Here is a 25598-nt window from a genome sequence, read left to right as displayed (position 1 = left end):
CCTCCTTACCGCCCCGCTTAAGAAAGTCGGTTAAATTTTGCTGATCTCGGCGATGGTTATCGGAATGCCACCGGAATGGATCAAATCACCTTGCCGGGGTTCATGATGCCGGCGGGGTCGAAGACCGACTTCACCCGGCGCATCAGCTCGATGGCCACCGGCGGTGCGGTGGCGATCAGTTCGTCGCGCTTGAGCTGGCCGATGCCATGCTCCGCCGAGATCGAACCGTTGAAGCTGCGCACCACGGCGTGGACCGCATCGTTCATGCGCCTGTAGAGCGCCAGGAACGCCTCCCCCTCCATGCCCGCGGGCTGCGAGACGTTGTAGTGCAGGTTGCCGTCGCCCATGTGGCCGAAGCAGACCACGCGCGCCTCGGGGCTGACGCCTGCCACTGCCCTGCCTGCCTGTTCGATGAAGGCGGGTATGCTGGCGATGGGCACGGAAATGTCGTGCTTGATCGACGCGCCTTCGGCCTTCTGGGTTTCGGGCAGCATCTCGCGCAGGCGCCAGAACTCGTTGGCATGGCCAATGCTGGCGGCAATCGCCGCGTCGCCGACCTGCCCGGCCTCGAAGCCGGAGGAGAGGATGTCCTCGATCAGCGTCCGGGCGTCCTCGGCCGAGCGGCCGGAGGAGATCTCCATCAGCACCTGCCAGTCCCAGTCGCCCTGCAGCGGCGGCCGCGCGTCGGGGATGTGGCGCATGGCGAATTCCATCGGGATCCGTCCGATGAGTTCGAAGGCGGTGAGCGCTCCTCCCCCGAGGTCCTGGGCGGTGTTGAACAGCGCCAGCGCCGCCTCGGCCGAGGCCAGCCCGACCCAAGCAACCTCGCGGCCCTTCGGCTTGGGATAGAGCTTCAGCACCGCGGCGGTGATGATGCCGAGCGTGCCCTCTGCCCCGACGAACAGGTTCTTGAGGTCGTAGCCGGTGTTGTCCTTCTTGAGCTTGCGCAGGTCGTCCAGCACCTCGCCGGTCGGCAGCACGACCTCGACGCCGAGGCAGAGTTCGCGCGCATTGCCGTAGGCCAGCACGGCCGTGCCGCCGGCATTGGACGACAGGTTGCCGCCGATCTGGCACGAGCCCTGCGAGGCGAGCGACAGCGGATAGAGCCTGTCGACCGTGTCGGCCGCATGGTGAAGCTGGTCGAGCACGACGCCCGCCTCGGCGATGACGGTGTTGGAGACGGGATCGATCTCGCGGATGCGGTTGAGCCGCGACAGCGACAGGACCACCTGGCCGCCGGAGCGATCCGGGACCTGGCCGCCGACGAGGCCGGTGTTGCCGCCCTGCGGCACGACCGGCGTGCGCGACTCGGTGGCGAGCTTCATGATCGCGCTCACCTCCTCGACGCTGCCGGGCCTGAGCACCAGCGAGGTCGCTCCCGTGAACAGCCCGCGCGGCTCGTGGACATAGGGCTCGATGTCCGAGCCCTGTCTGACGGCGTAGCGCTCGCCGACGATCGCGGTGAAGCGCTCGGCAAGCGCGGGGTCGAGGCCGTTCGGGGTCTTGGTCATGGGATGAAGCTAGTTTCAGCCGTGCGGATTGTCACGAGGGGCCGCCGCGCGCGCCAGCCTGTCGTTGATCGCCTCGCCGAGTTCCACCGCGGGGACCGGCTCGACGGCGATGGAGGCGGCACCGCTGTGGTCCAGCGCCTGGAGGTGCGAGAACAGGTTGGCGGCCGCCTCGCGCAGGTCGCCGGTCTCGGAGAGGTTGAGGAAGGCGCGGGCCGCCTGCCAGCCCTCGGCGCGCTTCGGCCCGAAGCCGAGCAGCGCCTCCCCCTCGTCGACGCTGTCGGCATTGAGGCGCATCTGCGCGCCCGGCGCATAATGCGAGGCCAGCATGCCCGGCGCCTCGATGCCCGCGGTGACGCCGCGCAGCAGCGGCGCGCCAGCCACCGCCTCGATCTCGCCGGCCGCGATGCCACCCGGGCGCAGCAGCCGCACCCGGCCGTCCTCGACCTTGACGATGGTCGATTCGAGCCCGACCGAGGTCGGCCCGCCGTCGACGACGAGCGGTATCCTGCCGCCGAGGTCGCGCGCCACGGCCTCGCCGCTGGTCGAGCTGATCTTGCCCGAGGTGTTGGCGCTGGGGGCCGCGAGCGGCCGCCCCAGCCTCGCGATCAGCTTGCCGCCGAAACCCATGGGCATCCTGAGGGCGATCGTGTCGAGCCCGGCGGTGACCAGCGGATGGATGCCGAACTCTGTCCTGAGCGGCACGACCAGCGTCAGCGGTCCCGGCCAGAACCTGTCGGCCAGCCTGCGCGACAGCGGATCGAATTCGCCGATGCGCTCGGCCATCTCCATGTCGGCGACATGGGCGATCAGCGGATTGAAGCGCGGCCGCCCCTTGGCCTCGAATATGCGCGCGACCGCGGCCCCGTTGGTGGCGTCGCCGGCGAGCCCGTAGACGGTTTCGGTCGGAATGGCCACAACCTCGCCGGCGCCGAGCAGCGCGAGCGCGCGATCCATCGCCTTGTCCGCCGGGATCAGTTCCGTCACGTCGTCGTTTCCCTGTTCACCCGGTCCCTAACGCGGGGTGGCCGCTGCGGCAAGGCCGGGACAATCGAGAATCGCCAGACCGCTAAAATGCGCCGCATCCGCGAAATCGGGCCGCAACCCGCCGCGATTAGGATGCGCCCGAACATTCGTTTCGACCCCCGAGGGACAAATGCAGGTCTTTGCCGCGTTTCTTGCCGTCGCCATCGTGGCGTCGGCCCCTGCCCGTGCCTCGTCGATCGTCGAGCTCGGCGGCAACGCCGCCGGTGCGTCGATCGTCGTGTCCGGAGAGGCCGGCCGGTCGGCCTCCGTCATCGAACGCGGCACGCCGGCGGTCGATACGGGCAAGGTGGCTGCCATCGCCCGCCCGCCGGTGCGGATGGGGCCGGCGCCTCTGGTCATCCGCGGCGGCGAAGTCGGCTCGTCTTCGCCGCGGCCAGCCCCGGTCGCGGCCGCACCAGCCGCAGACGCACCCGCCGCAGACGCACCGGCGCAGCCGGCTGCATCCGCCGCCCCGGCGCCTCAGCCGGTCAAGGCCGACAGCATCACGGTCAACCCCGCCTACCCGGAGACCGAGTAGGCCCGCCTAAATCGTCAGTTCGACCTAGCCAGCGATCTTGGAGAAGTCGGCGACCTGGTCGGTGGCGGCGCGGATGCGGGCGAGCAGCGCCAGCCGGTTCGCCCGCACGGCTGCGTCTTCATCATTCACGAGAACTTTCTCGAAGAATGAATCGACGGGCTCGCGCAGCGCGCTGAGCGCGCGCATGGCCCCGGAGAAGTCCTCGTTGCGGATCGCCTGGCCGGCTTCGCTCACGGCCTGATTCACCGGCACGAACAGCGCGTTCTCGGCCGGCTCGCGGAACAGGCCCGGGTCGACGCCGTCGGCGACGACCGTGCCCTTCTTCTCCTCGGCGGCCAGGATGTTGGCGGCGCGCTTGGTGCCGGCGAGCAGGTTCCTGCCGTCATCGCTGTCGAGGAAGTGTCCCAGCGCCTCGACGCGGCGCGTGATGGTCAGGAGGTCGTCGGCGTCGGGCGTGATCACCGCGTCGATCAGGTCGTAGCGGGCGCCGAGCTCGCGCAGGTACACCTTCAGCCGGTCGTGGAAGAAGGCCAGCAGGTCGGCCTTGAGCGGTGCCGCGCGCTCGATCGTGTCGCGGCGGATTTCCGCCTCGAAGGCGGCAAGCGCGTTGTCGACGTCCTGCTCGCCGTCGACGTCGCCGGTGTCGAGCTTCGCCTGCCCGGCCTCGAACTCGTCGATCCGCTTCTCGATCGCGGCTTCCGCCAGCTGGGTCAGCGCCGCATCGAACAGCGTCTTGAGCGGCAGCTTGCCGCGGGCGGCGAGGATGATGCGGATGACGCCGAGTGCGGCGCGACGCAGCGCGTAGGGATCCTTCGAGCCCGTCGGCTTCTCGTCGATGGTCCAGAAGCCGACCAGCGTGTCGAGCTTGTCGGCAAGTGCCACCGTCACCGACACCGGATCGGTCGGCACGCGGTCGGACGGGCCCTGCGGCTTGTAGTGCTCCTCGAGCGCCGCCGCCACCGAGGGGCTTTCGCCCTGCAGCAACGCATATTTGCGGCCCATGGCGCCCTGGAGCTCGGGGAACTCGCCGACCACCTCGGTCTGCAGGTCGGCCTTGGCGAGCACGGCGGCACGCTCGGCGAGCCTGGGGTCGGCGCCGACCAGCGGGGCGATCTCGCGGGCCAGCGCCCGGATGCGCTCGACCCGCGCCCCTTGCGTGCCCAGCTTGGCGTGGAAGGTGACGCCGAGATGGTCGAGCCGCGCCATGCGCTGGTCGAGCGGCTTGTCCAGATCGAGCCCGAAGACCAGTGCCGACTCCTTAAGCGTGTCGAGGTCCGGCAGGTCGCCCTGGTCGGTCTTCCAGAAATAGAGGGCGTCGGAGAGGCGGGCGCGCACGACCTTGCCGTTGCCGTGGGCGATTTCCTTGCCGCCGTCCTTGGCCTCGATGTTGGAGGTCAGGAGGAAGTGATGCGAAAGCGCGTCCTCGCTGCCCTGCGGCCGCGTCACGAAGCACTTCTGGTTGGCGCGGATGGTGAGCCTGATCACCTCGGCCGGGATTTCGAGGAAGGCATCCTCGAACTGCCCCATCAGCACCACCGGCCATTCGACGAGCCCGGAGACCTCGTCCAGCAGCCCCTCGTCTTCGACCAGGTCGAGGCCCTGGGCAAAGGCCAGGTTGCGCGCGTCGGCGAGGATCATTTCCTTGCGGCGCTCGGCGTCGATGACGACCTTGGCCGCCTCGAGCTTGGCCGCGTAATCGTCGAAGCGGCGCACCGTGATCGCCTCCGGCGCATGGAAGCGATGGCCAAAGGTGACGTTGCCGGAGCGGATGCCGTCGATCTCGAAGTCGATCACCACCGGCTCCTCGGTCTCCGGCCCGAAGGTGCAGACGATCGACTGCAGCGGCCGCACCCAGCGCAGGCTGCCGGGCCTGGCCGAGGCCGGGCCCCAGCGCATCGACTTGGGCCACGGGAAGGACTTGACGATCGCCGGCATCAGCTCGGCGACGACCTCTTCGGCGGCGCGGCCGGGCTTGGAGATGTGGGCGACGTAGAAATCACCCTTCTTCGGATCGCTGTGGACATGCGCCTCGTCGATCGAGGCGAGTCCGGCGCTGCGCAGGAAGCCCTGGATCGCGGCCTCGGGCGCCTTGGTGCTCGGGCCCTTGCGCTCCTCGCGGATGTCCTTCGAGCGGGCGGTCAGGCCGCGTATGTCGAGCGTCAGGCGCCGCGGCGTCCAATATTCGCGCGCCGCCTCATAGGTCAGGCCGGCCTCGACCAGGCCGTCGGTCAACATCTTCTTCAGATCGCCGGCCGCCTTGCGCTGCATGCGGGCGGGGATTTCTTCGGAACGCAACTCAAGAAGCAGATCGGGCATCGGACGGCTCACACGCGGCAATTGGTCCGCGCGGAATAGCAACTCATCCGCCCGCTGTCACCTTCCCGCGCGCGATTGCGAAATTTGCCGTGCCTTGTCGGCACGCCCGCAACGAAATCGTCCTCCGGGCAGACATTCCCGTGAACCAGACAGCGCGCTGAAGCGACCAATGCTCAGGCAGACACCTTTTGGCTCGACGACGATGAAAACCGCTTCCGCCCTCCTCCAGATCCTTACGCTCAGCGCCCTGTTCGCCATGCATGTCGCGGCACCGGCCGAATATCGCATGCCGGGCGTGCGCAGGGCGCTGCAGACGATAAATGGCGAGGTCGTCCAGTCGCACCTTCCGGAGGGACTGGAAATGGCTATGGCCGCTTAGCGCAACGTTAGAGTCGGGTCAGATCGTCAGCCCGCCGGCTTCCGTCTGAAGGAAGGCCTCGCCGCAAGCCTTGGCAAGGTTGCGGACCCGTAGGATGTAGCTTTGCCGCTCGGTCACCGAGATCACGCCGCGCGCATCCAACAGGTTGAAGACGTGGCTGGCCTTGATGGCCTGGTCGTAGGCCGGGAACACCATCTTGTGCTGGGCGGAATTGCCGCCCTCCGCCGGCGCCCCGGCGGCCAGCAGCGCCTTGCACTCGGCTTCCGCGTCATCGAAGTGGCGGAGCAGCATCGCCGTATTGGCATATTCGAAGTTGTGGCGCGAATATTCCTGCTCGGCCTGCAGGAAGACCTCGCCATAGGTGACCTTGTCGTCGCCCTCGAGGCCGTTGAAGTTGAGGTCGTAGACGTTGTCGACGCCCTGCACATACATGGCCAGGCGCTCGAGGCCATAGGTCAGCTCGCCGGCGACGGGAGCGCATTCGATGCCGCAGACCTGCTGGAAATAGGTGAACTGCGACACTTCCATGCCGTCGCACCAGCACTCCCAGCCAAGGCCCCAGGCGCCGAGCGTCGGGCTCTCCCAATCGTCCTCGACGAAGCGGATGTCGTGCACCAGGGGATCGATGCCGATCGCCTTCAGCGAGCCGAGATAGAGTTCCTGCAGGTTGGCCGGGTTGGGCTTCAGGATCACCTGGTACTGGTAGTAGTGCTGCAGCCGGTTCGGGTTCTCGCCGTAGCGGCCGTCCTTGGGCCGGCGCGAGGGCTGCACATAGGCGGCGTTCCAGCGCTTCGGTCCGAGCGCCCGCAAGGTGGTGGCGGGGTGGAACGTGCCGGCGCCCACTTCCATGTCGTAGGGCTGCAGGATGATGCAGCCGCGCTCCGCCCAGTAATTGTGCAGCGTCAGGATCAGCCCCTGGAACGAGCGGCTGGGATGCATGTGGGCGGGCAGACTGTTGGTCACGGGCAAAGCTCGATCATTGGCGCGCGCCCCAAAGAAAACGGGGCCTGAGTGGCCCCGTCCTATTCCGAGCGAAGATAAGGGTCAAGCAGCGGCAGCCGCCGGCCCGCTCCGGGATCAGTTCCCCGGCAGCCGCAATTCCTGGCCCGGCGCGATCCGGCCGGGATCGCCGCGCAGGGCGGGATTGAGGTCGAGGATCTCGCGATAGCGGTCGCCGTCGCCCAGCACGTCGTTGGCGATCGACCAGAGCGACTGCCCCGGCTGGACCTTGTAGGCGGCGGGAACGACCTCGGCGGCGGCATCGGCGGTCGCGGGCTTGTCGGCCTCGCTCTTCTTCTGTCCGTCCGTCACGGCCGGCGGTTCGGTGGCCGCGGGCGGCTTGAGCGGCGATTCCTGGGCGGTCGGCTTCTCCGGCAGGTCCGGCAGCCCCTCGGCGATCTTCTTCTCCACCTCGGCCAGAAGGTTCGGCTCGGGCTTCATGTCGCGCGCATGACGCCACTGGAAGGTGGCCTCCAGCTTGCGTCCGACCCGCCAGTAGGCGTCGCCGAGATGGTCGTTGACCACCGGATCGTCGGGTTTCAGCGAGACGGCCCGCTCCAGTTCGCGCACCGCGTCGTCGTAGCGGCCGAGACGGTAATAGGCCCAGCCGAGCGAATCGACGATGTAGCCGTCGCTGGGGCGCAGGTCGACGGCCTTCTTGATCATCGCGAGGCCTTCCTCGAGATTGGTATTCATGTCGACCCACGAATAGCCGAGATAGTTGAGCACCTGCGGCTGGTTGGGGAACATCTCCAGGGCCCTGCGGAAATTGGGCTCGGCCTTCGGCCATTCCTTCAGCCGCTCGTAGGCGATGCCGCGCTGGTAGAAGATGTTCCAGTTGGCGTTGGTCGGCGTCTTAAGCCGCTCGACCGCCTTGTCGTAGACCTCGGCGGCGGCGCGATAATTGTCGGTGGACGCATAGACCCCGCCCAGCGCGAGGTAGCCGCGCATGTCGTCGGGATTCTGCTCGACCAGGGCCGACAGGTGCTTGATGGCCTCGTCGGGGCGCTTGAGGTCGGCGAGGTTGAGGCCGAGCTGCAGTTCCGACAGGCGCTTGAGCGGCGAGCCGGCCGGGACGCGGCGATAGAGCTCGATCGCCCCTTCTCCGTCCTGCTGCTGTTCGGCAACGGCCGCGAGCTGCACCAGCAGTTCGTCGCTCTCCGGCTTGAGCGCCAGCGCATATTGCAGATAGAGCCGGACGAAGGGCTCGCCGCCGCCGCGATTGAGCGCCGTGGACAGGTTGAGCAGGATCTCGGCCGCGCCGTCGCCGGGTCCGGACACGAGCGGCGGGATCTTCTCGCCCTTGTTGATCTGGTCGCGCAGCGCAGCGATCGGCAGCTTGCCGGGCGAGAACTCGTCGGCGCGGTCGAGAACCGCGAGCGCCTCCTTGTTCTTGCCGTCGCGCGCCAGGAAGCCGGCATAGGCCTCGGCCGCGCGCATCCAGGTCTCCGGCGCGGCACTGCCGGCGCCAAGATTGTCGATGGCCGAGCGATAGATCTTGTCGGCCTTGACCTTGTCGCCGGCGGCATCCGCGATCAGGGCGCCGTGATAGGCCTTGAACAGCTCGTACCATTCCGGCCCCTCGAGCTTTTCGAGGAACCCGAGCGCGTCCGCGGGCCGGCCTTCGCCCTCTTTCGCCCAGGCCGTCATGGTTCCGGTGATCAGCCGGTCGAGATCGGATTCGAGCGCCAGCTTCAGCCAGGTCTCGGCAGCCGAATAATCCTTCTTGCGGATGGCATCGACGGCGAGCGCCAGCCGCGAGAAGCGCTCCGCCTCGGGAACCGTCTTCAGCATCTGCGCATAGGGCAGCGATTCGTCGAAATGCCCTTGGGCGATAAGCGCAAGCATCACGCTCTGCTGCAGCGAAGCGTCCTGGGGATCGAAGGCCAGCGCGCGCTTGTAGTAGGCGATCGCGCTGCCGAGGTCGTCGTCGGCCTCGGCGATCTGCGCCGCAAGATATGCCCCCGAGAACGAGTTTATCTCGACCGGGTCCGTGGGCTGTTTGGCATATCCCGGCTGGGTCAGCGCGGAAAAGCCGGCCAGAGCCGCCAGCCCGAGGAGCCAGATTGCGCGTCGCTGCCGCATGAATATCCTTCCTAGTCGGATCGTACGGTCCTCATGCCACCCGAAACGGGTTTCATTCCGCGACCGGTTGTCGATGCCAAGCATGGCCTTTTTGGGGTCGCGCTTCAATCCGCCGCGGTTGCAGAATTCAACATCCGGCTAGCGACTTGCAGAAAGGCAACGCCCGTCTTCGGCCGGCTGCGGCTAGACGACGCGGCTGATGCAGAAGTCGATGACGTCGAGCAGTGCCGCTTTCTGCGGCGTGTTCTCCAGCGGCGCCAGAGCATCGCGCGCAATCTCGCCGAAATGGCTGGCACGCCCGATCGTATCGGCGATCGCGCCGTGCCGCGCCATCAGGCCGATGGCCTTCTCCAGGGCTGCGTCGTCCGAGCCGCCCGCCTCGATCGCGCTCTTCCAGAAGGCCCGCTCGCCCGCAGTGCCGCGGCGATAGCTCAGGATCACCGGAAGCGTCACCTTGCCCTCGCGGAAGTCGTCGCCGACATTCTTGCCGAGGTCCTTGCTGGAGCCACCATAATCGAGCGCGTCGTCGATCAGCTGGAAGGCAAGGCCGAGGTTCATGCCGTAGGAGCGCAGCGCCGCCTTGTCGTTCTTCGACGCGCCGGCGATCACGGGACCGACCTCGGCGGCGGCCGAGAACAGGGCTGCGGTCTTGGCCTTGATGACGGCGAAGTGCTCGTCCTCGGTGGTTTCGAGGTTCTTGGCGGCCGCGAGTTGCATGACCTCGCCTTCGGCGATGATCGAAGCCGCCGTCGACAGGATGTCGAGCGCCTCGAGCGAACCGACGTCGACCATCATGCGGAAGGCCTGGCCGAGCAGGAAATCGCCGACCAGCACGCTCGCCTGGTTGCCCCAGATGGTGCGCGCCGTCTTCTTGCCGCGGCGCAGGTCGCTCTCGTCGACGACGTCGTCATGCAGAAGCGTCGCCGTATGCATGAACTCGACTGCGGTCGCGAGCTTGACGTGATGCTCGCCGGAATAGCCGAACATCTGCGCTGCGGCCAGCGTCAGCATCGGCCGCAGCCGCTTGCCGCCGGACGAGATCAGGTGGTTGGCCACCTCCGGGATCATCTCGACATCGGAACCGGCCTTGGACAGGATCAGCTTGTTGACCCTGGCCATGTCGGCCGAGGTCAGGTCGATCAAATCCTTGATCGACGCGGCTTCCCGCTTCCCCTTCTCGATGTTGAGAACGACACCCAAGGCCAATACTCCCGTTGCACAGACACGCCGTCGCGCGCGCAGCTTTTAGGCGATTCTATGGCGGCATGCACTGCACCTGCAAGTGGCGAATTGGCGCGGAACGACAAGTGCCGTTTACTTCGCCGCGCCGAACTGCAAATTTCGTGCCCATGATCGAGCTCATCCGCACCAACGACGCCGTCGTCCTGTCCTTCGTGCAATCGCTGCTGCGCGATGCCGGCATCGGCTGCTTCATCGCCGACCAGAACATGAGCGTGCTCGACGGCTCGATCGGCATCCTGCCGCGCCGCATCCTCATCGACGAGGACGACGCCGACGAGGCACGCCAGCTGCTCAAGGATGCGGGCATCGAGCACGAAATCCGCCGCCGGTGACAGCCGTGCCGCAACATCCAGGCGGCCCGCCCCTGCCGCCGCACACGCTGGACGCCTTCCATCGCGGCGACTTCTGGCTGGTGCAGCCGAAGAAGGGCGGGCACCGGGCCGGCATGGACGCGATGATGCTCGCCGCCGCCGTCCCCTCGGGCTTTCAGGGACAGCTCGCGGATTTCGGCGCCGGCGCGGGCGCCGCCGGGCTCGCCGTCGCCTCGCGCTGCAAGGGCGCGCATGTGCTTCTGGTCGAGCTGACCGCGGAAATGACAGCCTTCGCCCGGGCGACGCTGACCCATCCCTCAAATGCAGGCATCGCCCCACGGGCCTCGGTGCTGGTGGCGGACGTGGCGCTCTCCGGCAAGGCCAGGGCCGCGGCCGGGCTGGCCGATGGTTCGCTCGACTGGGTCATCATGAACCCGCCCTTCAATCCCGCCCACCACCGGCCGACCCCGGACGCGCTGAAACGGCAGGCGCATGTCATGGAGGACGGCCTGTTCGAAGGCTGGATCCGAAGCGCGGCGGCGGTGGTCAAGCCGCGCGGCGGCTTTGCCATCATCGCCCGGCCTGAATCGCTTGCCGCCATTCTCGGTGCCATGGCCGGCCGCTTCGGCAGGGCCGAAGTCGTCCCCGTGCATCCGCGCGCCGACGCGCCCGCCATCCGGGTCGTCGTCCGCGCCGTACGGGCATCGCGCGCGACGATGGTGCTCTGCCCGCCGCTGGTCCTTCACGAGGAAGGCGACAGGTTCTCGCAACGCGCCGACGACATAAACAACGGCCGCTCGTCGCTTTTCGGTGATTGAGCATCCCCCAGGATTGCGGATTGCAGAAGAATGCATACATCCCGCATGACAGATACCGGAGAACCCGCGCCGTGAAAAAGCTGATCCGCCGCCTGCTGCCCAAGTCGATGCGCCCGGGCGAGGTGACGATCCCGGTCATCCGCCTGCAAGGGGCGATCATGTCGGGAGGCGGCCAGTTCCGGCCGACCCTGTCGCTCGCCACCACAGCCGGCCTGATCGAGAAGGCCTTCTCGTTCCCGGCCGCGCCCGTCGTCGCCATCTCGGTCAATTCGCCCGGCGGCTCGCCGGTGCAGGCGCGGCTCATCTACAAGCGCATCCGCGACCTCGCCGCCGAGAAGAACAAGAAGGTGCTGGTCTTCGTCGAGGACCTCGCCGCCTCGGGCGGCTACATGATCGCGGTCGCCGGCGACGAGATCATCGCCGATCCGTCCTCCATCGTCGGCTCGATCGGCGTGGTGTCGTCCTCGTTCGGCTTCCCGGAGCTTTTGAAGAAGATCGGCGTCGAGCGCCGGGTCTATACCGCGGGCAAGAACAAGGCGACGCTCGATCCGTTCCAGCCCGAGAACAAGGAGGACGTCGAGCGGCTCAAGAAGCTGCAGGTCGAGGTGCACGAAACCTTCATCGAGCTGGTCAAGGAACGCCGCGGTGCCAAGCTCAAGGACGATCCCGACCTGTTCACCGGCCTGTTCTGGTCCGGCAAGCGCAGCCTGGAACTGGGCCTGGTCGACGGGCTCGGCGACATGCGCACCGTCCTCAGGGACCGCTACGGACCGAAGACCGAGCTCAGGCTGATCACGCCGCCGCGCGGGCTGTTCGGGCGCAGGCTCGGCATGTTCGGCACGTCCTCGCCCTTGCTGACGCCCGACATCGCCGCCTCGATCGCCTCCGGGCTCGTGGATGCGGCGGAAGAACGCGCCCTGTGGGGCCGCTTCGGACTTTGAAAATGGGCAGGCGGGGGACTATCATCCGCCCCTGCCCTGATCGGCCGGCGGGGCCACCGCCCGGCAAGGGAGGAAAACGGCAATGCCTCAGCTGATCTTCTTCGCGCTCGTCGTCGTCGTCGCCTATGTCGGCTACCGCTCGTTCATCAGGGAGGCCGACCGCGTGACTGCAAAGGTGCGCCGCCACGAGAAGCAGCGCCAGACCGGCGCCGACGGCACGCTGGTCAAGGACCCCAAGACCGGCGAATACCGGCTCGAGAAGGATTGACGGGCAGCCCGTGACCTTCGACGCCGTTCCGCTCGCCGAACTCGCCCCGGCCAAGATCAATCTCGCGCTGCACGTCACCGGACGCCGCGCCGACGGCTATCATCTGCTCGAAAGCCTGGTCGTGTTCGCCGAACTCGGCGACACCGTCACCGTGTCGGCCGCCGACACCGACAGCTTCGCCGTCGACGGTCCGTTCGCCGCCCTGATCCCGCTCGACGGCGCAAACCTCGTGCTGCGCGCCCGCGACGCGCTGCGGGCGGCCTATCCCGCGCACGCATCCCGCCCGGTCGCGATCTCGCTCGAGAAGAACCTGCCGGTGGCATCCGGCATCGGCGGCGGATCGAGCGACGCAGCCGCGGCGATCAGGGCGCTTGCGCGCCTTTGGGGCCTGCCGGCAACGGCCCCGGAACTCGCGCAGCTTTCCCTGCCGCTCGGCGCCGACCTGCCGATGTGCCTCGCCGCCAGGCCGCTGGTCGCACGCGGCATCGGCGAGCAGCTGCAGCCGGTCGACAGCCTGCCGTGCCTTGCGCTCGTCCTCGTCAATCCCGGCATCGGCGTCGAGACGCCAAAGGTCTTCGGGGCGCTGGCCGCGCGCGACAACCGGCCGCTTGCGGCGCTGCCCGAGCCTGCGGCAATCGTCGAATGGCTGGCCTCGTCGCGCAACGATCTCGAAGCGCCGGCGATCGCGATCGAGCCGTCCATCGCCGACGCGCTCGCCGCGCTTCGGCGCGCCGGCGCCGCCTTCGCCCGCATGTCGGGTTCCGGTGCGACCTGCTTCGGCATCTTCGACGATCCTGAGGCTGCCCGCGACGCGGCGGCCTCGATCGCGGCCGAGCGGCCCGGATGGTTCACCGCCGCCACCACCACCAGGAGCTGAGCAAGATGGCAAGCGAGCCCCGCCCCTTCATCCCGGTCCGCATCGCGGTGCTCACCGTCTCCGACACGCGCACGCTGGCCGACGACAAGTCCGGCCAGACGCTTGCCGACCGGATCGCGGAAGCCGGGCATATCCTCGCGCTCCGGCACATCGTCACCGACGACAAGGACAAGATCCGGCAATGCGTCGCCGCCTGGTCGCGCGATCCCGACATCGACGTCGTCATCACCACCGGCGGCACCGGCTTCACCGGCCGCGACGTGACGCCCGAAGCGCTGGAGCCGCTGTTCGAGAAGCGCATGGACGGCTTCTCCGAGGTCTTCCACCGTATCTCCTACGACAAGATCGGCACCTCGACGATCCAGTCGCGCGCCACCGCCGGCGTCGTCAACGCCACCTTCGTCTTCGCGCTTCCCGGCTCGCCCGGCGCCTGCCGCGACGCCTGGGACGGCATCCTCAAGCCGCAGCTCGACTACCGGCACATGCCCTGCAACTTCGTGGAGATCATGCCGCGGCTCGACGAGCACCTGCGGCGCGGCGGCAAATAGGCCTCAGGCGCCCCGCGCCGGCGCGACCACGATTTCCGCATCGAGCGTCCTCATCGCCAGCCCCCGGGCTATGCCTTCCGCATCGGCGTCGTTGCGGCCGAGAACGGCAGCCTGTCGCTTGGTGATCACCAGCCCCTGCTCGAGCGCCCGCGGCCTCGACGTGACCCGAACCCAGAACGGGCGGGCGCTCGCCTTCGAGCGTGCGAACCGCGCGGCCATCGTCACCCTCGACATGTGCCGCAGCACCTCTTCGGTCCAGCCGTCGGTCAGCCGCGCCCCGGGCTCCAAGAGCAGGAGCCAGTCGCTCTTCGCCTGCGCGATGCCCGCGCCGACGCCGCCGTCGAGAAAGCCGCAGCCGGCATGCTCGGCGACATAGTGGGTCTGGTCGGTCGAGCCCCGGTCGCAGACGATCACCTCACGGACGACGCCTTCGACGGCACCGCCGATCAGCGAGGCCAGCGTGCGCGCCAGCCCCTCCTCGTCGTTCCGCGTTTCGATCAGCACGCTCAGCATCCCTAGCCGCATATCCGAAAGCCGGCCGCGGCGCCAGCCATCCCTCATGCAGCACAAAGTTCTTGCTTTGTTCTACTCCATAAAATAGGAATAGTTTCATGTCGGACGAATCGACGCCCGGCAGGCTTCCCATCGGGAGACGGCGAAAATGGAACCCATAGCGCGTGCCGACGTCGCGGCCTTCGGAGCCGGCAGGTCAGGAATGGCAAATGCCATGATCGAAGACAGCGGCATCCGCGTCCATCAGGAGCGCAGGCGCGGCCGCGGTGCCGGCGTCAACCCTACGGGGCGCTACGAGCCGGTGAGCCGGCACGTCTTCGACGACGGCTGGAGCACCATCGAGGAACTGCCGCCGTTCAAGACCGAAGTGCAGGTCGAGAAGCCGCGCACCATCATCACCCGCAACGACTCGCCGGACATCTCCTTCGACCGCTCGATCAATCCCTATCGCGGCTGCGAGCACGGCTGCGTCTACTGCTTTGCCAGGCCGACCCACAGCTACATGGGCCTGTCGGCCGGGCTCGACTTCGAAGCCAAGCTGTTCGCCAAGCCGGACGCTGCGCGGCTGCTCGACCGCGAGCTTTCCAGGGACGGCTACCAGCCGCGCACCATTGCCATCGGCACCAACACGGATCCCTACCAGCCGATCGAAAAGCACTGGCGCATCATGCGCGAGGTGCTCGAAGTGCTCGAGGCGCGCAACCATCCGGTGGGCATCGTCACCAAGTCCGCCCTGGTCACGCGCGACATCGACATCCTCGCCCGCATGGCCGAGAAGGGCCTCGCCAAGGTGGCGCTGTCGGTGACGACGCTCGACCGGCTTTTGGCGCGAACCATGGAGCCGCGGGCGGCAACGCCGACGAAGCGGCTGGAGGCGATACGCCAGCTTTCCGATGCCGGCATTCCGGTTTCGGTCATGGTGGCGCCGATCGTTCCCGGCCTGACCGACCAGGAGATCGAACGCATCCTCGATTCCGCGCGCGCCGCCGGCGCCAGCGGTGCCGGCTATGTGGTGCTGCGCCTGCCGCTCGAAGTCAGCCCGATCTTCAAGGACTGGCTGCTGCGCCACTATCCGGACAGCTACCGGCACGTGATGTCGCTGGTCCGCTCGATGCGCGACGGCAAGGACTATGATTCGGAATGGGGCAAGCGCATGCGCGGCAAGGGCCCCTATGCGTGGCAGATCGGCCGTCGCTTCGAGATCGCCGCCAAGCGCCTCGGCCTCAACTCCGAGCGTACCCCGCTTCGAACCGACCTGTTCAAGGCCGCTCCCAAGGAGCACGAGCAGCTGATGCTGCTCTGACGGCCGCGGGGCGCGCGCCCCGCGACTGCGAGTTCCGTCCGGCCTTCCCCGTGGCCAGTAGACGGTGCCTTCCCTGACCGCTGCCCCTGTGGTCGGGAGGGTCTTGCGGAGAATCGGAGCCGATGCGAGCATCGCCGCACCATGGCTCGCCCGCGTTCCGATTCTCCGCTTCTCTTTGAAATCGTGGAAAAGCCCGATTTCTCCTTCGAACGGAAGGCGATCGCCGCCGGCCAATGGCCTTGTGCGGGCCTCGACGAGGCCGGGCGCGGTCCGCTTGCCGGACCCGTGGTCGCCGCAGCCGTGGTGCTCGATCCCGACAACATCCCCGACGGCCTGGACGATTCCAAGCGCCTGACCGCGCAGCAGCGCGAAGCCTTGTTCGACGAGGTGCTGAAGAAAGCGCTCGGCGTGGCCGTCGCTTCGGTCTCGGCCGACACCATCGACCGCACCGACATACGCAAGGCCAGCCTGGAGGCGATGCGCCGGGCGCTCGCCGGCCTGCCGATGGCGGCGAGGTCCGCCCTGGCCGATGGCCGCGACGTGCCGCCCGGGCTTGCCTGCACCTGCCGGGCCCTGATCAAGGGCGACCAGCGCTCGCAGTCGATCGCCGCCGCATCCATCGTCGCCAAGGTGACCCGCGACCGGATGATGTCCGCCTGCGGCGCCAACGACAACCGCTACGGCTTCGAGATCCACATGGGCTACGCCACCGCGCGCCATCGCGCCGCGATCGTCGAACATGGCGCGGCCCTCCGTATCCATCGCGTCTCGTTTGCGCCGTTCAAGGACTGACGTCGGTCGACCGGCAGGGGCCTTCGAGGCCCGTCCTTGGGGCTCGCGCCTCCAGGCTGAGAACTTGGGGCGAAGAGAGCCCAGCAGCCCTTGCATTGGCGGAGGCTGGTTGAGCCGGCAATTCGGCGCCGCCACGATCCTCATCCTGAGGCTCGAGCCCGAAGGGCGCACGACCCGTTGCCTCGACGCTCCGAGTGGAGAGGCTACCCCGCAAACAAAAAAGCCGCCGGAAATCCAGCGGCTCTTTCCTGTTCTCGAGGCGGGCTCGCTCAGTTGAGCTTGCCCTTCACTTCCTGAACCGAGCTCTTGAACAGCTCGGCGGCCGTCTTGGCGTCCGCCTTGCCGGCAAGCAGCTGGCGCGAAGCCTCGACGGCGAGATCCACCGCATTGGCGCGGACCTCGTTGATCGCCTCGCGTTCGGCCTGGCCGATCTTGAGCTCGGCGAGAGCGGTGCGGCGGGCGACGTATTCCTCGGTCTTGGCATGCGCCTCTTCGGCAAGAAGGCCAGCTTCGCGCTTGGCGATCTCGACGATTTCAGCCGCTTCCTTTTCCGCTTCCTTGCGCTTGCGCTGGTACTCCGCGAGCAGCTGCTGGGCTTCTTCGCGGAGCTTGCGGGCGTCCTCGAGTTCAGTGCGGATGCGATCCGCACGGTCGTCGAGCGACTTCGAGATCATGCCCGGCACCTTCAGGTAGAGCACGATGGCGACGAAGATGAAGAAAGCAACTGTGGCCCAGAATGTGGCGTCCATGGCCCTCTCCTTACTTGCCCGCGGCCTTGACGGCAGCGGCGATGGCGGCCTTGTCGATCTTGCCGGCACCCAGCGCCTCGACGATCGCCGCGGTCGTGTCCTCCGCGATGGAGCCCACTTCCTTCATGGCGTTGGCCTTGATCGTGGCGATGCGCGCCTCGGCGGCGGCTAGCTTCTGTTCGAGGCCGGCCTCGACTTCCTTGCGCTTGGCTTCGGCCTCGGCCTTGGCAGCGTCACGCGCTTCCTGGCCGATGGCGCCCGCCTTGGCCTTGGCCGTGGCGAGGTCCTGTTCGTATGCGGCAACGGCCGCATCCGCCTCGGACTTCATGCGAGCGGCCTGGTCGAGATCGCCGGCGATGCGATCGCGACGAACCTCGAGCGTGCCGCCGACGCGCGGAAGCACGACCTTGCTCAAGAAGAGGTAGAACAGACCGAAAGTGATCGCGAGCCACAGGATCTGCGACGGATAGGTCGTCGAATCGAAAGGCGGGAATACCTTCTCGCCGCCCTGTTCGGTGGTCGTGGCCGTACCGTGCGCTTCTGCACCGGCTTGGGTTTGAGCTTCTCCCGCCGCAGGCGCTACTTCCTCGGCGTAACCCGGTGTCACAAACATCTCTTTCCCCTGTCCAACCCGACCGGCCGCCTTGGGCGGCCGGCACAATCGTCAGCCTGGCTCTTACGCGAAGAGCAGCAGGAGGGCGATGAGCAGCGAGAAGATGCCCAGAGCTTCCGTCACGGCGAAGCCGAACACCAGGCGGCCGAACTGGCCGTCAGCAGCCGACGGGTTGCGCAGGGCGCCCGAGAGGTAGCTGCCGAAGATGTTGCCGAGGCCGAGGGCCGTGCCGGCCATGCCGAACGTAGCCAGACCGGCGCCGAGGTACTTTGCTGCTTCTGCTTCCATTTTCAAACTCCTTGGTGGAACTGTTGGATTTTCTTACGCGCGGCGGAACACCCGCCGATTCTGCTCAGTGTCCGGGATGGACCGCGTCGTTGAGGTACATGCAGGTCAGCACCGCAAACACATAGGCTTGCAGGAACGCGACCAGCACTTCCAGGGCAGTGATGGCGACCGTCATCATCAGCGGCAGCACCGAACCGGCGATGCCGAACGCGCCGAGCGCGCTGAGCGAGGTCACGAAACCGGCGAAGACCTTCACCGTGATGTGTCCGGCCAGCATGTTGGCGAACAGACGGACCGAGAGGCTGACCGGGCGCGAGAGGAACGAGATCACCTCGATGATGACCACCAGCGGCACCAGGATCCCCGGGATGCCGCTCGGCACGAAAAGCTTGAGGAAGCCGAAGCCGTGCTTGGCGAAACCGTAGACGATCACGGTCCCGATCACCAGAAGCGCCAGGGCGAAGGTGACGATGATGTGGCTGGTGACGGTGAAGAAATAAGGGAACAAGCCGAGCAGGTTCGCGACCAGCACGAACATGAACAGCGAGAACACAAGCGGGAAGAACCGCATTCCGCCCGTTCCCGCCGCATCCCTCAGCATCGAGGCGATGAACTCGTAGGACATTTCGGCGATCGACTGCGAACGGGTCGGCACCATGCTGCGGCTCGACGTCGTCAGGAACAGGAAGGCGCCGGCGGCGGCGACGGTCGCGACCATGAAGGCGGCCGAGTTGGTGAAGGAGAAGTCGAGACCACCAACCTCGATCGGAATCAATTTCGAGATCTGAAACTGATGGATAGGATCTGTGGCCACTTCGGCCCCCCTTCGCCTAAATCGCGCCGCTTGGGCGCCGTCTACTTCTTTTCCGTGCCGTCCGGTCGCTTCTCGGGCGCCCTGGAACTGGCATCTGCGATCATCCCGGCCGAGCGCAAGACATTCAGCACACCGGCTCCGAAACCGAGCAGCAGGAACACGATCAGGCCCCAGGGCGACGTGCCCGCAAACCGATCGGTGATCCAACCCAGGCCGATCCCCACCGCGATCCCGGCGATGAATTCGCTGGACAGCTTGAGTGCCTGGCCATAGCCGGCCTTCGACCCTGCTTCCTTCTCTTCCTCGCGGCTTGCCGGCCGCCGTGAGGCAAGAGAGGCTTCAAGTTCACGCCGGCGGCGTTCGAGTTCGTCGTCGCGGCGGCCGGTCTCGTCTCGATTCTCAGGCCGGGAATTTCCGGATTCGCCTGGCCCGACTGGCTTGGCCATTGCAAACTCCCGTCCGGTCCGAGCGTCACCGTTCGTCCGCTTCAAAGTCGCCGGCAACATAGTTAGAGCCCCCCTGCCCGTCAAGGTAGGCAAAGGCCCATCATACGAAGTATTTTATTCTATAAAATCAATTAGTTGGTAGAGTGCGACATCCTGCCCGAGCATCGACTGGACGATCAACCGCCGAATCCGCGCTCAATCGCGGAGTGGCGGGCGCGTTCTTCGCACCTTGAAGTCCGGCTCAGCTCCAGCCGCCACCGAAGGTGCGATAGAAGATATGCAGGCCGATCCTGGTCATCTTCTTCATCGACCGCGCCCAGTCGGGGCTCACATAGTTGGCATAGTAGTGGGTGGCGGATCCGACCTCGGGGATGAAGATCTTTCCGGCGGTGACGGCCATCGCGACCTGCTCGGCCGTCCGGTAGCTGGCGCGGTCGGTCACACGGTCCTTGATGCCGTCGCAGGCGAACGAGAACTGGCAGCGGTTGCGCAGGTCCTGGTTCTGGTAGACCACCTTGCAGATCGTCTCCGGATAGGCGGGGTTGCGGACGCGGTTGAGCACGACCTGGGCGACCGCCGCCTGTCCCTTGACGTTTTCGCCGCGCGCCTCGAAGTAGACGGCGTTGGCCAGGCAGGTCTGCTCGGCCTTGGAGAACACGCTCGCCGGCAGGGGATTCTTGATCCAGGAGTGGTCGCCCTTGCCCATCGGCGGGATGAAGCGGCCGCCCGCCGCGGCATCGTCGCGCAGCAGCGACTCGAACGGCGAGGTCGTGGCATAGTCGGGCTCGGCCGGGGCATAGGCGGTGGCCAGGATGTCCGGCTTGTCGTTGTTGACGAGGGCCGCGAGCATCGGCGGCATGCCGGCGGTCGCCGGCTTCCTGGTTTCCTTGGGATGGAACGCCGCCGCGATCTGGATCTCCTTGCCCTTGATGGGGGGCTTCTTGAAGGCGAGCTTCAGGCTGCTGTCGAGCGAAGGCCGCATCAGCGAACTGGTACGCTCGAAAACCGAACCGGCGGTGAAATTCCTGGGCGGCGCCACCGGCGCGACCTCGACGATGCGGCCGCGCTTGTCGGCGCGCGTGACCCGGTCCTCGTCGGGCACGTCGGACGCCATTGCCTTGCCGCGGAACGAGACGGCACCGACGCCTGCGACATTGACGCCCGAGCCCGAAATCGGGCCGGTGACGATGCCGTCGGCGAAGGGCATTTCGGCGGCGTGGACGGCGCCCGCGACGGATTTCTCGACATAGGCGCCCCAGCGTGCCTTCTGACCCTCGAGGCCGGAGACCATGCTGGTCATGTCCTGGTAGGCGGCGACCGTCGGGAAGCCGAGCCAGATGCCCAGGCCGATGACGGCGGGCGCCAGGTACGAACGATTTTTCTCGCGGCCTGCAAGCCGCCGCGACGCAACTCGTCGATGCACGAAACTCTCCAGGACGCTACACACCCCACTGGAGAGAAAAATGATGCATTAACCTTGATGGAGCGTTAACGGACGCCCCTCGCCGCATGGGCGGAACGGGCCTGCGACACTCTGGCAGGCCCGGTCTCAGCTCCGCTTGCGGGCGCGTCCGGCAAAGGGATTGTCGGAGGCGCGCAGCGCCATGCGGATCGGCACTCCCGGCATGTCGAAGGCCTCGCGCAGGCTGTTGGTCAGGTAGCGCACATAGGATTGCGGCATCGCATCCGGGCGCGAGCACGAGACGACGAAGCCGGGCGGGCGCGTCTTGGCCTGGGTGATGTATTTTACCTTGAGCCGGCGGCCGGCGACGGCGGGCGGCGGATGGTGGGCGATGATGCCCTCCAGCCAGCGGTTGAGACGGCCGGTCGAGACGCGGTTGTTCCAGACGCGATGGGTGCGGATGACCGCCTCCATCAGCTTGTCGAGGCCGCGACCGGTCTCGGCCGACAGCGGCACCGCCTGGAGACCGCGCACCTGCGGCAAGAGCCTCTCGGTCTTCTCGCGCAGGTCGGCAAGCACCGCCTGGCGGTCCTCGATGAGGTCCCACTTGTTGAAGGCGATGACCGGCGCCCTGCCCTCGCGGATGATCAGGTCGGCGATCTGCAGGTCCTGCTTTTCGAACGGGATCGTCGCGTCGAGCACGATGATGACGATCTCGGCGAAGCGGATGGCGCGCAGGCCATCCTGCACCGAAAGCTTTTCCAGCTTCTCCTGCACCTTGGCCTTGCGGCGCATGCCGGCGGTGTCGAAGAGCTTGATGCCGCGGCCGCGCCAATCCCAGTCGACGGAGATCGAATCGCGGGTGATGCCCGCCTCGGGTCCGGTGAGCAGGCGCTCCTCGCCGATCAGCGCATTGATGAGCGTCGACTTGCCGGCGTTGGGACGGCCGACCACGGCGATGCGCAGCGGCTTGGTCTCGTCATAGGCGGGGACGTCCTCGGCGTCGGGATCGGCGATGTCCTCGCCGATCAGCACGTCGCTCTCGGCCGGCGTCTCGTCCGCTTCCTCGTCGTCCTCGAAGACGCGCTCGTGGCCGAGCGCCTCGACCACGGCGTCACGCAGGTCGGGCATGCCGATGCCGTGCTCGGCCGAAATCTGCACCGGCTCGCCCATGCCGAGTTCCCAGGCCTCGAGCGCCCCGCCCTGGGCGCCGCGGGCTTCCGCCTTGTTGGCGACCAGCACGGTCGGCTTGCCCGAGCGGCGGACGATCTCGACGAAGGTGCGGTCGTCGGGGGTGAGGCCGGCCTTGGCGTCGACCATGAAGAAGATGAGGTCGGCTTCCCGGATGGCGATCTCGGTCTGCGCCCGCATGCGGCCCTGGAGGGTGGCCGCGCCGGCGTCCTCGAAGCCCGCGGTGTCGATGACGTCGAAGGTGAGATCGTAGAGTTTGGCCGCGTGCACGCGACGGTCGCGGGTCACGCCGGGCGTGTCGTCGACGAGCGCGATCTTCTTGCCGACCAGGCGGTTGAAAAGCGTGGATTTGCCGACGTTGGGCCGGCCGATTATGGCGATCTTGAAAGCCATCGGGCCCGCGTCACGAAGCGTTGCCCGAACCGCGGATCAGTTCGGCTAGGATGTCGGCGCGCTGGCGCGCATTTCGCGGAGCCGCCTCGTCGGCGGAAATCTGCTCGAACAGCTTGAGCGCGTCGGCGAACTTGCCCTCCTTCCAGGCAGACAGGCCAAGCGCCTCGCGGGCCGAATGGCGCAGCGGGTTGGTGTCGGCCGTCAGCGCTTCGACGCGGCTCGACACGTCCGCATAGGAGCCGTTGTCGACGAGCAGCAGGGCGGCGCGCAGGCGAGCCATGTCGCGAATGACCGAGGGGATGGAGCCGTCGGCGGCGACCTCGTCGAAACCGGCGACGGCGGCCTTGAAGTCGCCCTTGTCGGCCTGGACGGTGGCGGCGCGCATGCGGGCCAGCAGCGGATAGGCGCCGTAGCCGTCCTTCTCCAGCGTCTCGAAGGCCGCAAGCGCCTCGTCGGCCTTGCCGGAATTGGCGAGGGTCAGGGCCTGCGAGAACTGGTCACCGGAGCGATTGGCCCGGCTGTCGACCCAATATTCCCAGGCCACGAAAAGGCCCGTGCCGAGAACGACCAGCACGGCGAGAAGGATGGCGATGGGGCCATAGCGGTCCCACAGGGCCTTCGCCTGTTCCTGGCGGATCTCCTCGTTGACTTCGCGGAAAAAGCTGTCGTCCGACATTCCATTCAACCGGTTGCGGCCCTCGGGCCTTCGTGAGCCTGCGTTTTAGCGGAATTTCGCGGCCATGGAAGGGGGCGGGGCGGAAAATCGGCAGCCGGGCGCGGTGGCCTGTTGGCGCACCTCGCTTCTGCCGCTGCGGGAGGTATGCGAGATCGCTTCACCTTCGCGTCTCAGGGGCGTCGGGCGCTGCCTCGGGCGACCGCACCCCGATCTGCGCGGATCGACCCTCCCCTCGAGGGGGAGACACAGTCCTCGCGCCTGTGAGAGGACACCCACCGCCCGCTCATTCCTTCCCACCCCCCTCTGCCCTGCCGGGCATCTCCCCCGCAAGGGGGGAGATTGGCAGCTTCGGCGTCTCGCCCTTTTCTGCCTCTCCTTAAGGTCGGGACGTCGATGAAGGCCCGATCTCCCCCCTTGTGGGGGAGATGGGCGGCAGCCCAGAGGGGGGTGCTGTCCCGCACACCTGTCCATTGCCACGCTCGCTTTCGCGCCTGGCCATTGTCAAAGAACGCTCCCGTTGAAGGGAGGTGGTTCGGGAAGCGGGGCGCGAGGCCGAGCCTGCCGATAATCTGGTAACGTGGCGCGACGTCCGCGCCCCGCCCGGCTGCTTGCCCCGCTCAGTCGCCTCGGCATTTCTGCCGCCCAGCCGCCGCGAGGCCCGGGCTTGGGGGCTCATCACCCAGCGAGGAGAACCGACCTCCCGCCAGCCCGGCACCGGCGCTTCCCCCCGCTGCCCGGTGCGCACCGGGGTCCCGTGGAAGATCGCAAGGACAATGATACGGGAGGTTTTCCAGGGGGTGGAAAAACGGGAGAATTTCTCCACGCTGATTGCTGACAGAGTTACTGACAATTGTACGTGCCGCGCGGCCACGTCGCGATCCTTCCCACCCCCCTCTGGGCTGCCGCCCATCTCCCCCGCAAGGGGGGAGATCAGGCCGCCATCGACCTCCCGGCCAATCACAACCGTTCAAGGACGTTGCTTGAGAGCCAGCGGGGCGAGACGCCGGAACTGCCAATCTCCCCCATTGAGGAGCGCGCAATCGCATGCCCTCATGGGCTTTTACCGCCTGTACCCCCACCCCTAACCCCTCCCCACAAGGGGGAGGGGGACCTGCTCGCCGCCCTTGCCACCAAAATCGCCGACGGTTGGCGCGTGACGGCGGTGCCACAGAATCCCCCTCCCCCTTGTGGGGAGGGGTCAGGGGTGGGGGTAAGTTCACAGGCGATTGGCCTGCCCAGGCGTGGTCGCCGAAGGCGACGAACGCCAGCAGAAGAAGCGAGGCACTGGCGAGAAAAAACTTCGCTGGCCGTGGAAACCCCTTCCACACCCACCCCGGCCCATGCATTTTCGCCGAACGGATGCATTTTCCGGCGAACGCATCCGTGCCACATTTCGGCCCTAACGGCCGCTGGCCGCAGTCTTACATGAAGTGCAGTCCAAGATGTCCAATGCGTTCCGCGTCTGTGTCCTGTTGTCCGCGTCCGCGATGGCGCTGCCGGCCATCGCCGGCCCTGCCCCCAAGGTCGAGGAGGTGAAGGCCAAGCAGGTCGTGCTGATCTCCTTCGACGGCGCGCACGACGTGCGGCAATGGCAGCGCAGCCGCAACCTCGCGGCGCGGACGGGCGCGCGCTTCACCTACTTCCTGTCCTGCGTGTTCCTGCTGTCCCGCGAGACCAAGGGCGAGTACCACGCGCCGGGCCGTTCGGCCGGCAGGTCCAATGTCGGTTTCGCCCAGTCGAGGCAGGAAGTGGTCGACCGGCTGGCGCAGATCAACCTCGCGGCTGCCGAAGGCCACGAGATCGCCAGCCACGCCTGCGGCCATTTCGACGGCGGGGCGTGGAGCAAGGCCGACTGGGGCAAGGAGTTCGATGCCTTCTCCAGCATCGCGAGGGATGCCTACCGGATCAACGGCATAACGCCCGAGCCTGCCGGCTGGGCACGACTGGTCGCATCGATCAAGGGTTTCCGGGCGCCCTATCTCTCGCAGAGCAATGCGTTGAACGCCGCGCTCGAGGAGAGAGGCTTTGCCTATAACGCCAGCAGCGTGTCGCGCGGGCCGGAGGCGCCGAAGCCGGACCAGGGGCTGACCGATTTCGCCCTGCCGCTGATTCCGGAAGGGCCGGCGGGAAAGCGCGTCATCGCGATGGACTACAATCTCTATGTGCGCCACTCGGGCGGCACGGAGAAGCTCGACGAGGCCGCGCAGTTCGAGACGCGTACCCTGGACGCGTTCCGTGCGGCCTTCGACAAGCAATATGGCGGCGCCCGCATCCCGCTGCAGATCGGCTTCCATTTCACGCTGATGAACGGCGGCGCCTACTGGCGCGCGCTGGAGCGCTTCGCCGGCGAGGTGTGCGTGAAGGCCGACGTCGAATGCATCAGCTATGCCGACTATATGAAGCGGAACGACGTGGCCGGGCCGCTGCAGGTGGACGGCTGAGCCGGGCGCGAGATGAACCTCCCTCCCCCTTGTGGGCAGGGATCGAGGGTGGGGTGAGAAATTCGGCGGGGCGAGAGTCATCGCACCCCCACCCCTACCCCTCCCCACAAGGGGGAGGGAG

Annotated in this window: 26 protein-coding genes; 11 read left to right on the top strand and 15 right to left on the bottom strand. The window is 67.3% G+C overall.

The genetic code is table 11. The features are described from left to right. Positions 1-80: 80 nt before the first annotated feature. Positions 81-1511, bottom strand: a complete 1431-nt coding sequence (locus J2X50_RS20455; RefSeq protein WP_429097750.1) for an FAD-binding oxidoreductase — start codon at positions 1509-1511, stop codon at positions 81-83. 15 nt (positions 1512-1526) lie between these two features. Further along, complete coding sequence (locus J2X50_RS20450) at positions 1527-2465, bottom strand: L-threonylcarbamoyladenylate synthase (protein WP_429097758.1); 939 nt, start codon at positions 2463-2465, stop codon at positions 1527-1529. 199 nt (positions 2466-2664) lie between these two features. On the opposite strand from J2X50_RS20450, the gene J2X50_RS20445 reads away from it, so the two are divergent. Next, entirely contained in the window at positions 2665-3072 is a 408-nt protein-coding gene (locus J2X50_RS20445; RefSeq protein WP_429097749.1) for a hypothetical protein, read from the top strand. Between the two features lie 24 nt (positions 3073-3096). Here the strand turns inward: J2X50_RS20445 and glyS are convergent, their stop codons facing one another. Next, entirely contained in the window at positions 3097-5388 is a 2292-nt protein-coding gene (gene glyS, locus J2X50_RS20440) for a glycine--tRNA ligase subunit beta (RefSeq protein WP_429097748.1), read from the bottom strand. 202 nt (positions 5389-5590) lie between these two features. Between glyS and J2X50_RS20435 the strand changes: the two genes are divergently transcribed. Next, positions 5591-5767, top strand: coding sequence for a hypothetical protein (locus tag J2X50_RS20435; protein ID WP_429097747.1), 177 nt, complete (start codon positions 5591-5593; stop codon positions 5765-5767). Positions 5768-5785: 18 nt separating this feature from the next. On the opposite strand, the gene J2X50_RS20430 is transcribed toward J2X50_RS20435, so the two are convergent. The 3 genes from J2X50_RS20430 to J2X50_RS20420 all read right to left on the bottom strand — a co-directional run bounded on the left by J2X50_RS20430 (position 5786) and on the right by J2X50_RS20420 (position 10051). Beyond that, positions 5786-6730, bottom strand: coding sequence for a glycine--tRNA ligase subunit alpha (locus J2X50_RS20430; RefSeq protein ID WP_429097746.1), 945 nt, complete (start codon positions 6728-6730; stop codon positions 5786-5788). A gap of 114 nt (positions 6731-6844) precedes the next feature. Continuing rightward, the gene (locus J2X50_RS20425) at positions 6845-8851 is read right to left on the bottom strand and encodes a tetratricopeptide repeat protein (protein WP_429097745.1); all 2007 of its coding nucleotides are present in this window, start codon (positions 8849-8851) and stop codon (positions 6845-6847) included. A 183-nt stretch (positions 8852-9034) separates the two neighbouring features. After that, positions 9035-10051, bottom strand: a complete 1017-nt coding sequence (locus J2X50_RS20420) for a polyprenyl synthetase family protein (protein WP_429097744.1) — start codon at positions 10049-10051, stop codon at positions 9035-9037. 149 nt (positions 10052-10200) lie between these two features. On the opposite strand from J2X50_RS20420, the gene J2X50_RS20415 reads away from it, so the two are divergent. From J2X50_RS20415 to moaB, 6 genes are all read left to right on the top strand, one after another. Continuing rightward, the gene (locus J2X50_RS20415) at positions 10201-10425 is read left to right on the top strand and encodes a DUF2007 domain-containing protein (RefSeq protein WP_429097743.1); all 225 of its coding nucleotides are present in this window, start codon (positions 10201-10203) and stop codon (positions 10423-10425) included. Next, on the top strand, positions 10422-11222 hold the full coding sequence (locus tag J2X50_RS20410) for a tRNA1(Val) (adenine(37)-N6)-methyltransferase (protein WP_429097742.1): 801 nt from the start codon (positions 10422-10424) through the stop codon (positions 11220-11222). Before J2X50_RS20415 ends, J2X50_RS20410 begins: the two co-directional genes overlap by 4 nt. Before the next feature lie 71 nt (positions 11223-11293). Continuing rightward, positions 11294-12163, top strand: coding sequence for a S49 family peptidase (locus J2X50_RS20405; RefSeq protein WP_429097741.1), 870 nt, complete (start codon positions 11294-11296; stop codon positions 12161-12163). 82 nt (positions 12164-12245) lie between these two features. Then, on the top strand, positions 12246-12431 hold the full coding sequence (locus J2X50_RS20400; protein ID WP_340035425.1) for a hypothetical protein: 186 nt from the start codon (positions 12246-12248) through the stop codon (positions 12429-12431). 10 nt (positions 12432-12441) lie between these two features. After that, the gene (locus J2X50_RS20395) at positions 12442-13308 is read left to right on the top strand and encodes a 4-(cytidine 5'-diphospho)-2-C-methyl-D-erythritol kinase (RefSeq protein WP_429097740.1); all 867 of its coding nucleotides are present in this window, start codon (positions 12442-12444) and stop codon (positions 13306-13308) included. A gap of 5 nt (positions 13309-13313) precedes the next feature. Continuing rightward, complete coding sequence (gene moaB, locus J2X50_RS20390) at positions 13314-13856, top strand: molybdenum cofactor biosynthesis protein B (protein WP_429097739.1); 543 nt, start codon at positions 13314-13316, stop codon at positions 13854-13856. A 3-nt stretch (positions 13857-13859) separates the two neighbouring features. Here the strand turns inward: moaB and J2X50_RS20385 are convergent, their stop codons facing one another. Next, a complete protein-coding gene (locus J2X50_RS20385) occupies positions 13860-14369 on the bottom strand; it encodes a glycosyltransferase (RefSeq protein ID WP_429097738.1) in 510 nt (169 codons plus the stop codon). Positions 14370-14517: 148 nt separating this feature from the next. Between J2X50_RS20385 and J2X50_RS20380 the strand changes: the two genes are divergently transcribed. Together J2X50_RS20380 and J2X50_RS20375 are read left to right on the top strand one after the other, a co-directional pair. Beyond that, positions 14518-15672, top strand: a complete 1155-nt coding sequence (locus J2X50_RS20380; RefSeq protein WP_429097737.1) for a PA0069 family radical SAM protein — start codon at positions 14518-14520, stop codon at positions 15670-15672. Positions 15673-15813: 141 nt separating this feature from the next. Continuing rightward, entirely contained in the window at positions 15814-16464 is a 651-nt protein-coding gene (locus tag J2X50_RS20375) for a ribonuclease HII (RefSeq protein WP_429097736.1), read from the top strand. Positions 16465-16733: 269 nt separating this feature from the next. On the opposite strand, the gene J2X50_RS20370 is transcribed toward J2X50_RS20375, so the two are convergent. The 8 genes from J2X50_RS20370 to J2X50_RS20335 form a co-directional block, all read right to left on the bottom strand. Beyond that, a complete protein-coding gene (locus tag J2X50_RS20370) occupies positions 16734-17213 on the bottom strand; it encodes a F0F1 ATP synthase subunit B (protein WP_340035419.1) in 480 nt (159 codons plus the stop codon). Between the two features lie 10 nt (positions 17214-17223). Then, positions 17224-17826: a F0F1 ATP synthase subunit B gene (locus J2X50_RS20365; RefSeq protein ID WP_340035418.1), complete on the bottom strand. Its 603-nt coding sequence runs from the start codon at positions 17824-17826 to the stop codon at positions 17224-17226. A gap of 63 nt (positions 17827-17889) precedes the next feature. Next, the gene (locus J2X50_RS20360) at positions 17890-18114 is read right to left on the bottom strand and encodes a F0F1 ATP synthase subunit C (protein WP_340035417.1); all 225 of its coding nucleotides are present in this window, start codon (positions 18112-18114) and stop codon (positions 17890-17892) included. A 64-nt stretch (positions 18115-18178) separates the two neighbouring features. After that, complete coding sequence (locus tag J2X50_RS20355) at positions 18179-18928, bottom strand: F0F1 ATP synthase subunit A (RefSeq protein WP_429097735.1); 750 nt, start codon at positions 18926-18928, stop codon at positions 18179-18181. A gap of 41 nt (positions 18929-18969) precedes the next feature. Then, complete coding sequence (locus tag J2X50_RS20350; protein ID WP_429097734.1) at positions 18970-19374, bottom strand: AtpZ/AtpI family protein; 405 nt, start codon at positions 19372-19374, stop codon at positions 18970-18972. A gap of 241 nt (positions 19375-19615) precedes the next feature. After that, the gene (locus tag J2X50_RS20345) at positions 19616-20797 is read right to left on the bottom strand and encodes a cell wall hydrolase (protein ID WP_429097733.1); all 1182 of its coding nucleotides are present in this window, start codon (positions 20795-20797) and stop codon (positions 19616-19618) included. 126 nt (positions 20798-20923) lie between these two features. Continuing rightward, a complete protein-coding gene (gene der / locus J2X50_RS20340; protein WP_429097732.1) occupies positions 20924-22360 on the bottom strand; it encodes a ribosome biogenesis GTPase Der in 1437 nt (478 codons plus the stop codon). Positions 22361-22370: 10 nt separating this feature from the next. Continuing rightward, positions 22371-23036 (bottom strand): tetratricopeptide repeat protein, encoded by a 666-nt coding sequence (locus tag J2X50_RS20335; protein ID WP_340035412.1) that lies wholly within the window; start codon positions 23034-23036, stop codon positions 22371-22373. Between the two features lie 1442 nt (positions 23037-24478). On the opposite strand from J2X50_RS20335, the gene J2X50_RS20330 reads away from it, so the two are divergent. Further along, positions 24479-25477 (top strand): polysaccharide deacetylase family protein, encoded by a 999-nt coding sequence (locus J2X50_RS20330; protein WP_429097731.1) that lies wholly within the window; start codon positions 24479-24481, stop codon positions 25475-25477. The last annotated feature ends 121 nt before the right edge of the window (positions 25478-25598 follow it).

This window comes from Aminobacter sp. BE322, assembly GCF_050433525.1.
Taxonomy (GTDB): domain Bacteria; phylum Pseudomonadota; class Alphaproteobacteria; order Rhizobiales; family Rhizobiaceae; genus Aminobacter.
Note: the sequence above shows the minus strand (reverse complement) of the source record. Positions and strands in the feature narration are given on the sequence as shown.

Coding starts and splice junctions, on each gene's coding strand:
- J2X50_RS20455 (WP_429097750.1), bottom strand. CDS start 1,511: ATGACCAAGACCCCGAACGGCCTCGACCCCGCGCTTGCCGAGCGCTTC.
- J2X50_RS20450 (WP_429097758.1), bottom strand. CDS start 2,465: ATGGATCGCGCGCTCGCGCTGCTCGGCGCCGGCGAGGTTGTGGCCATT.
- J2X50_RS20445 (WP_429097749.1), top strand. CDS start 2,665: ATGCAGGTCTTTGCCGCGTTTCTTGCCGTCGCCATCGTGGCGTCGGCC.
- glyS (WP_429097748.1), bottom strand. CDS start 5,388: ATGCCCGATCTGCTTCTTGAGTTGCGTTCCGAAGAAATCCCCGCCCGC.
- J2X50_RS20435 (WP_429097747.1), top strand. CDS start 5,591: ATGAAAACCGCTTCCGCCCTCCTCCAGATCCTTACGCTCAGCGCCCTG.
- J2X50_RS20425 (WP_429097745.1), bottom strand. CDS start 8,851: ATGCGGCAGCGACGCGCAATCTGGCTCCTCGGGCTGGCGGCTCTGGCC.
- J2X50_RS20415 (WP_429097743.1), top strand. CDS start 10,201: ATGATCGAGCTCATCCGCACCAACGACGCCGTCGTCCTGTCCTTCGTG.
- J2X50_RS20400 (WP_340035425.1), top strand. CDS start 12,246: ATGCCTCAGCTGATCTTCTTCGCGCTCGTCGTCGTCGTCGCCTATGTC.
- moaB (WP_429097739.1), top strand. CDS start 13,314: ATGGCAAGCGAGCCCCGCCCCTTCATCCCGGTCCGCATCGCGGTGCTC.
- J2X50_RS20385 (WP_429097738.1), bottom strand. CDS start 14,369: ATGCTGAGCGTGCTGATCGAAACGCGGAACGACGAGGAGGGGCTGGCG.
- J2X50_RS20380 (WP_429097737.1), top strand. CDS start 14,518: ATGGAACCCATAGCGCGTGCCGACGTCGCGGCCTTCGGAGCCGGCAGG.
- J2X50_RS20375 (WP_429097736.1), top strand. CDS start 15,814: ATGGCTCGCCCGCGTTCCGATTCTCCGCTTCTCTTTGAAATCGTGGAA.
- J2X50_RS20370 (WP_340035419.1), bottom strand. CDS start 17,213: ATGGACGCCACATTCTGGGCCACAGTTGCTTTCTTCATCTTCGTCGCC.
- J2X50_RS20365 (WP_340035418.1), bottom strand. CDS start 17,826: ATGTTTGTGACACCGGGTTACGCCGAGGAAGTAGCGCCTGCGGCGGGA.
- J2X50_RS20360 (WP_340035417.1), bottom strand. CDS start 18,114: ATGGAAGCAGAAGCAGCAAAGTACCTCGGCGCCGGTCTGGCTACGTTC.
- J2X50_RS20350 (WP_429097734.1), bottom strand. CDS start 19,374: ATGGCCAAGCCAGTCGGGCCAGGCGAATCCGGAAATTCCCGGCCTGAG.
- der (WP_429097732.1), bottom strand. CDS start 22,360: ATGGCTTTCAAGATCGCCATAATCGGCCGGCCCAACGTCGGCAAATCC.
- J2X50_RS20335 (WP_340035412.1), bottom strand. CDS start 23,036: ATGTCGGACGACAGCTTTTTCCGCGAAGTCAACGAGGAGATCCGCCAG.
- J2X50_RS20330 (WP_429097731.1), top strand. CDS start 24,479: ATGTCCAATGCGTTCCGCGTCTGTGTCCTGTTGTCCGCGTCCGCGATG.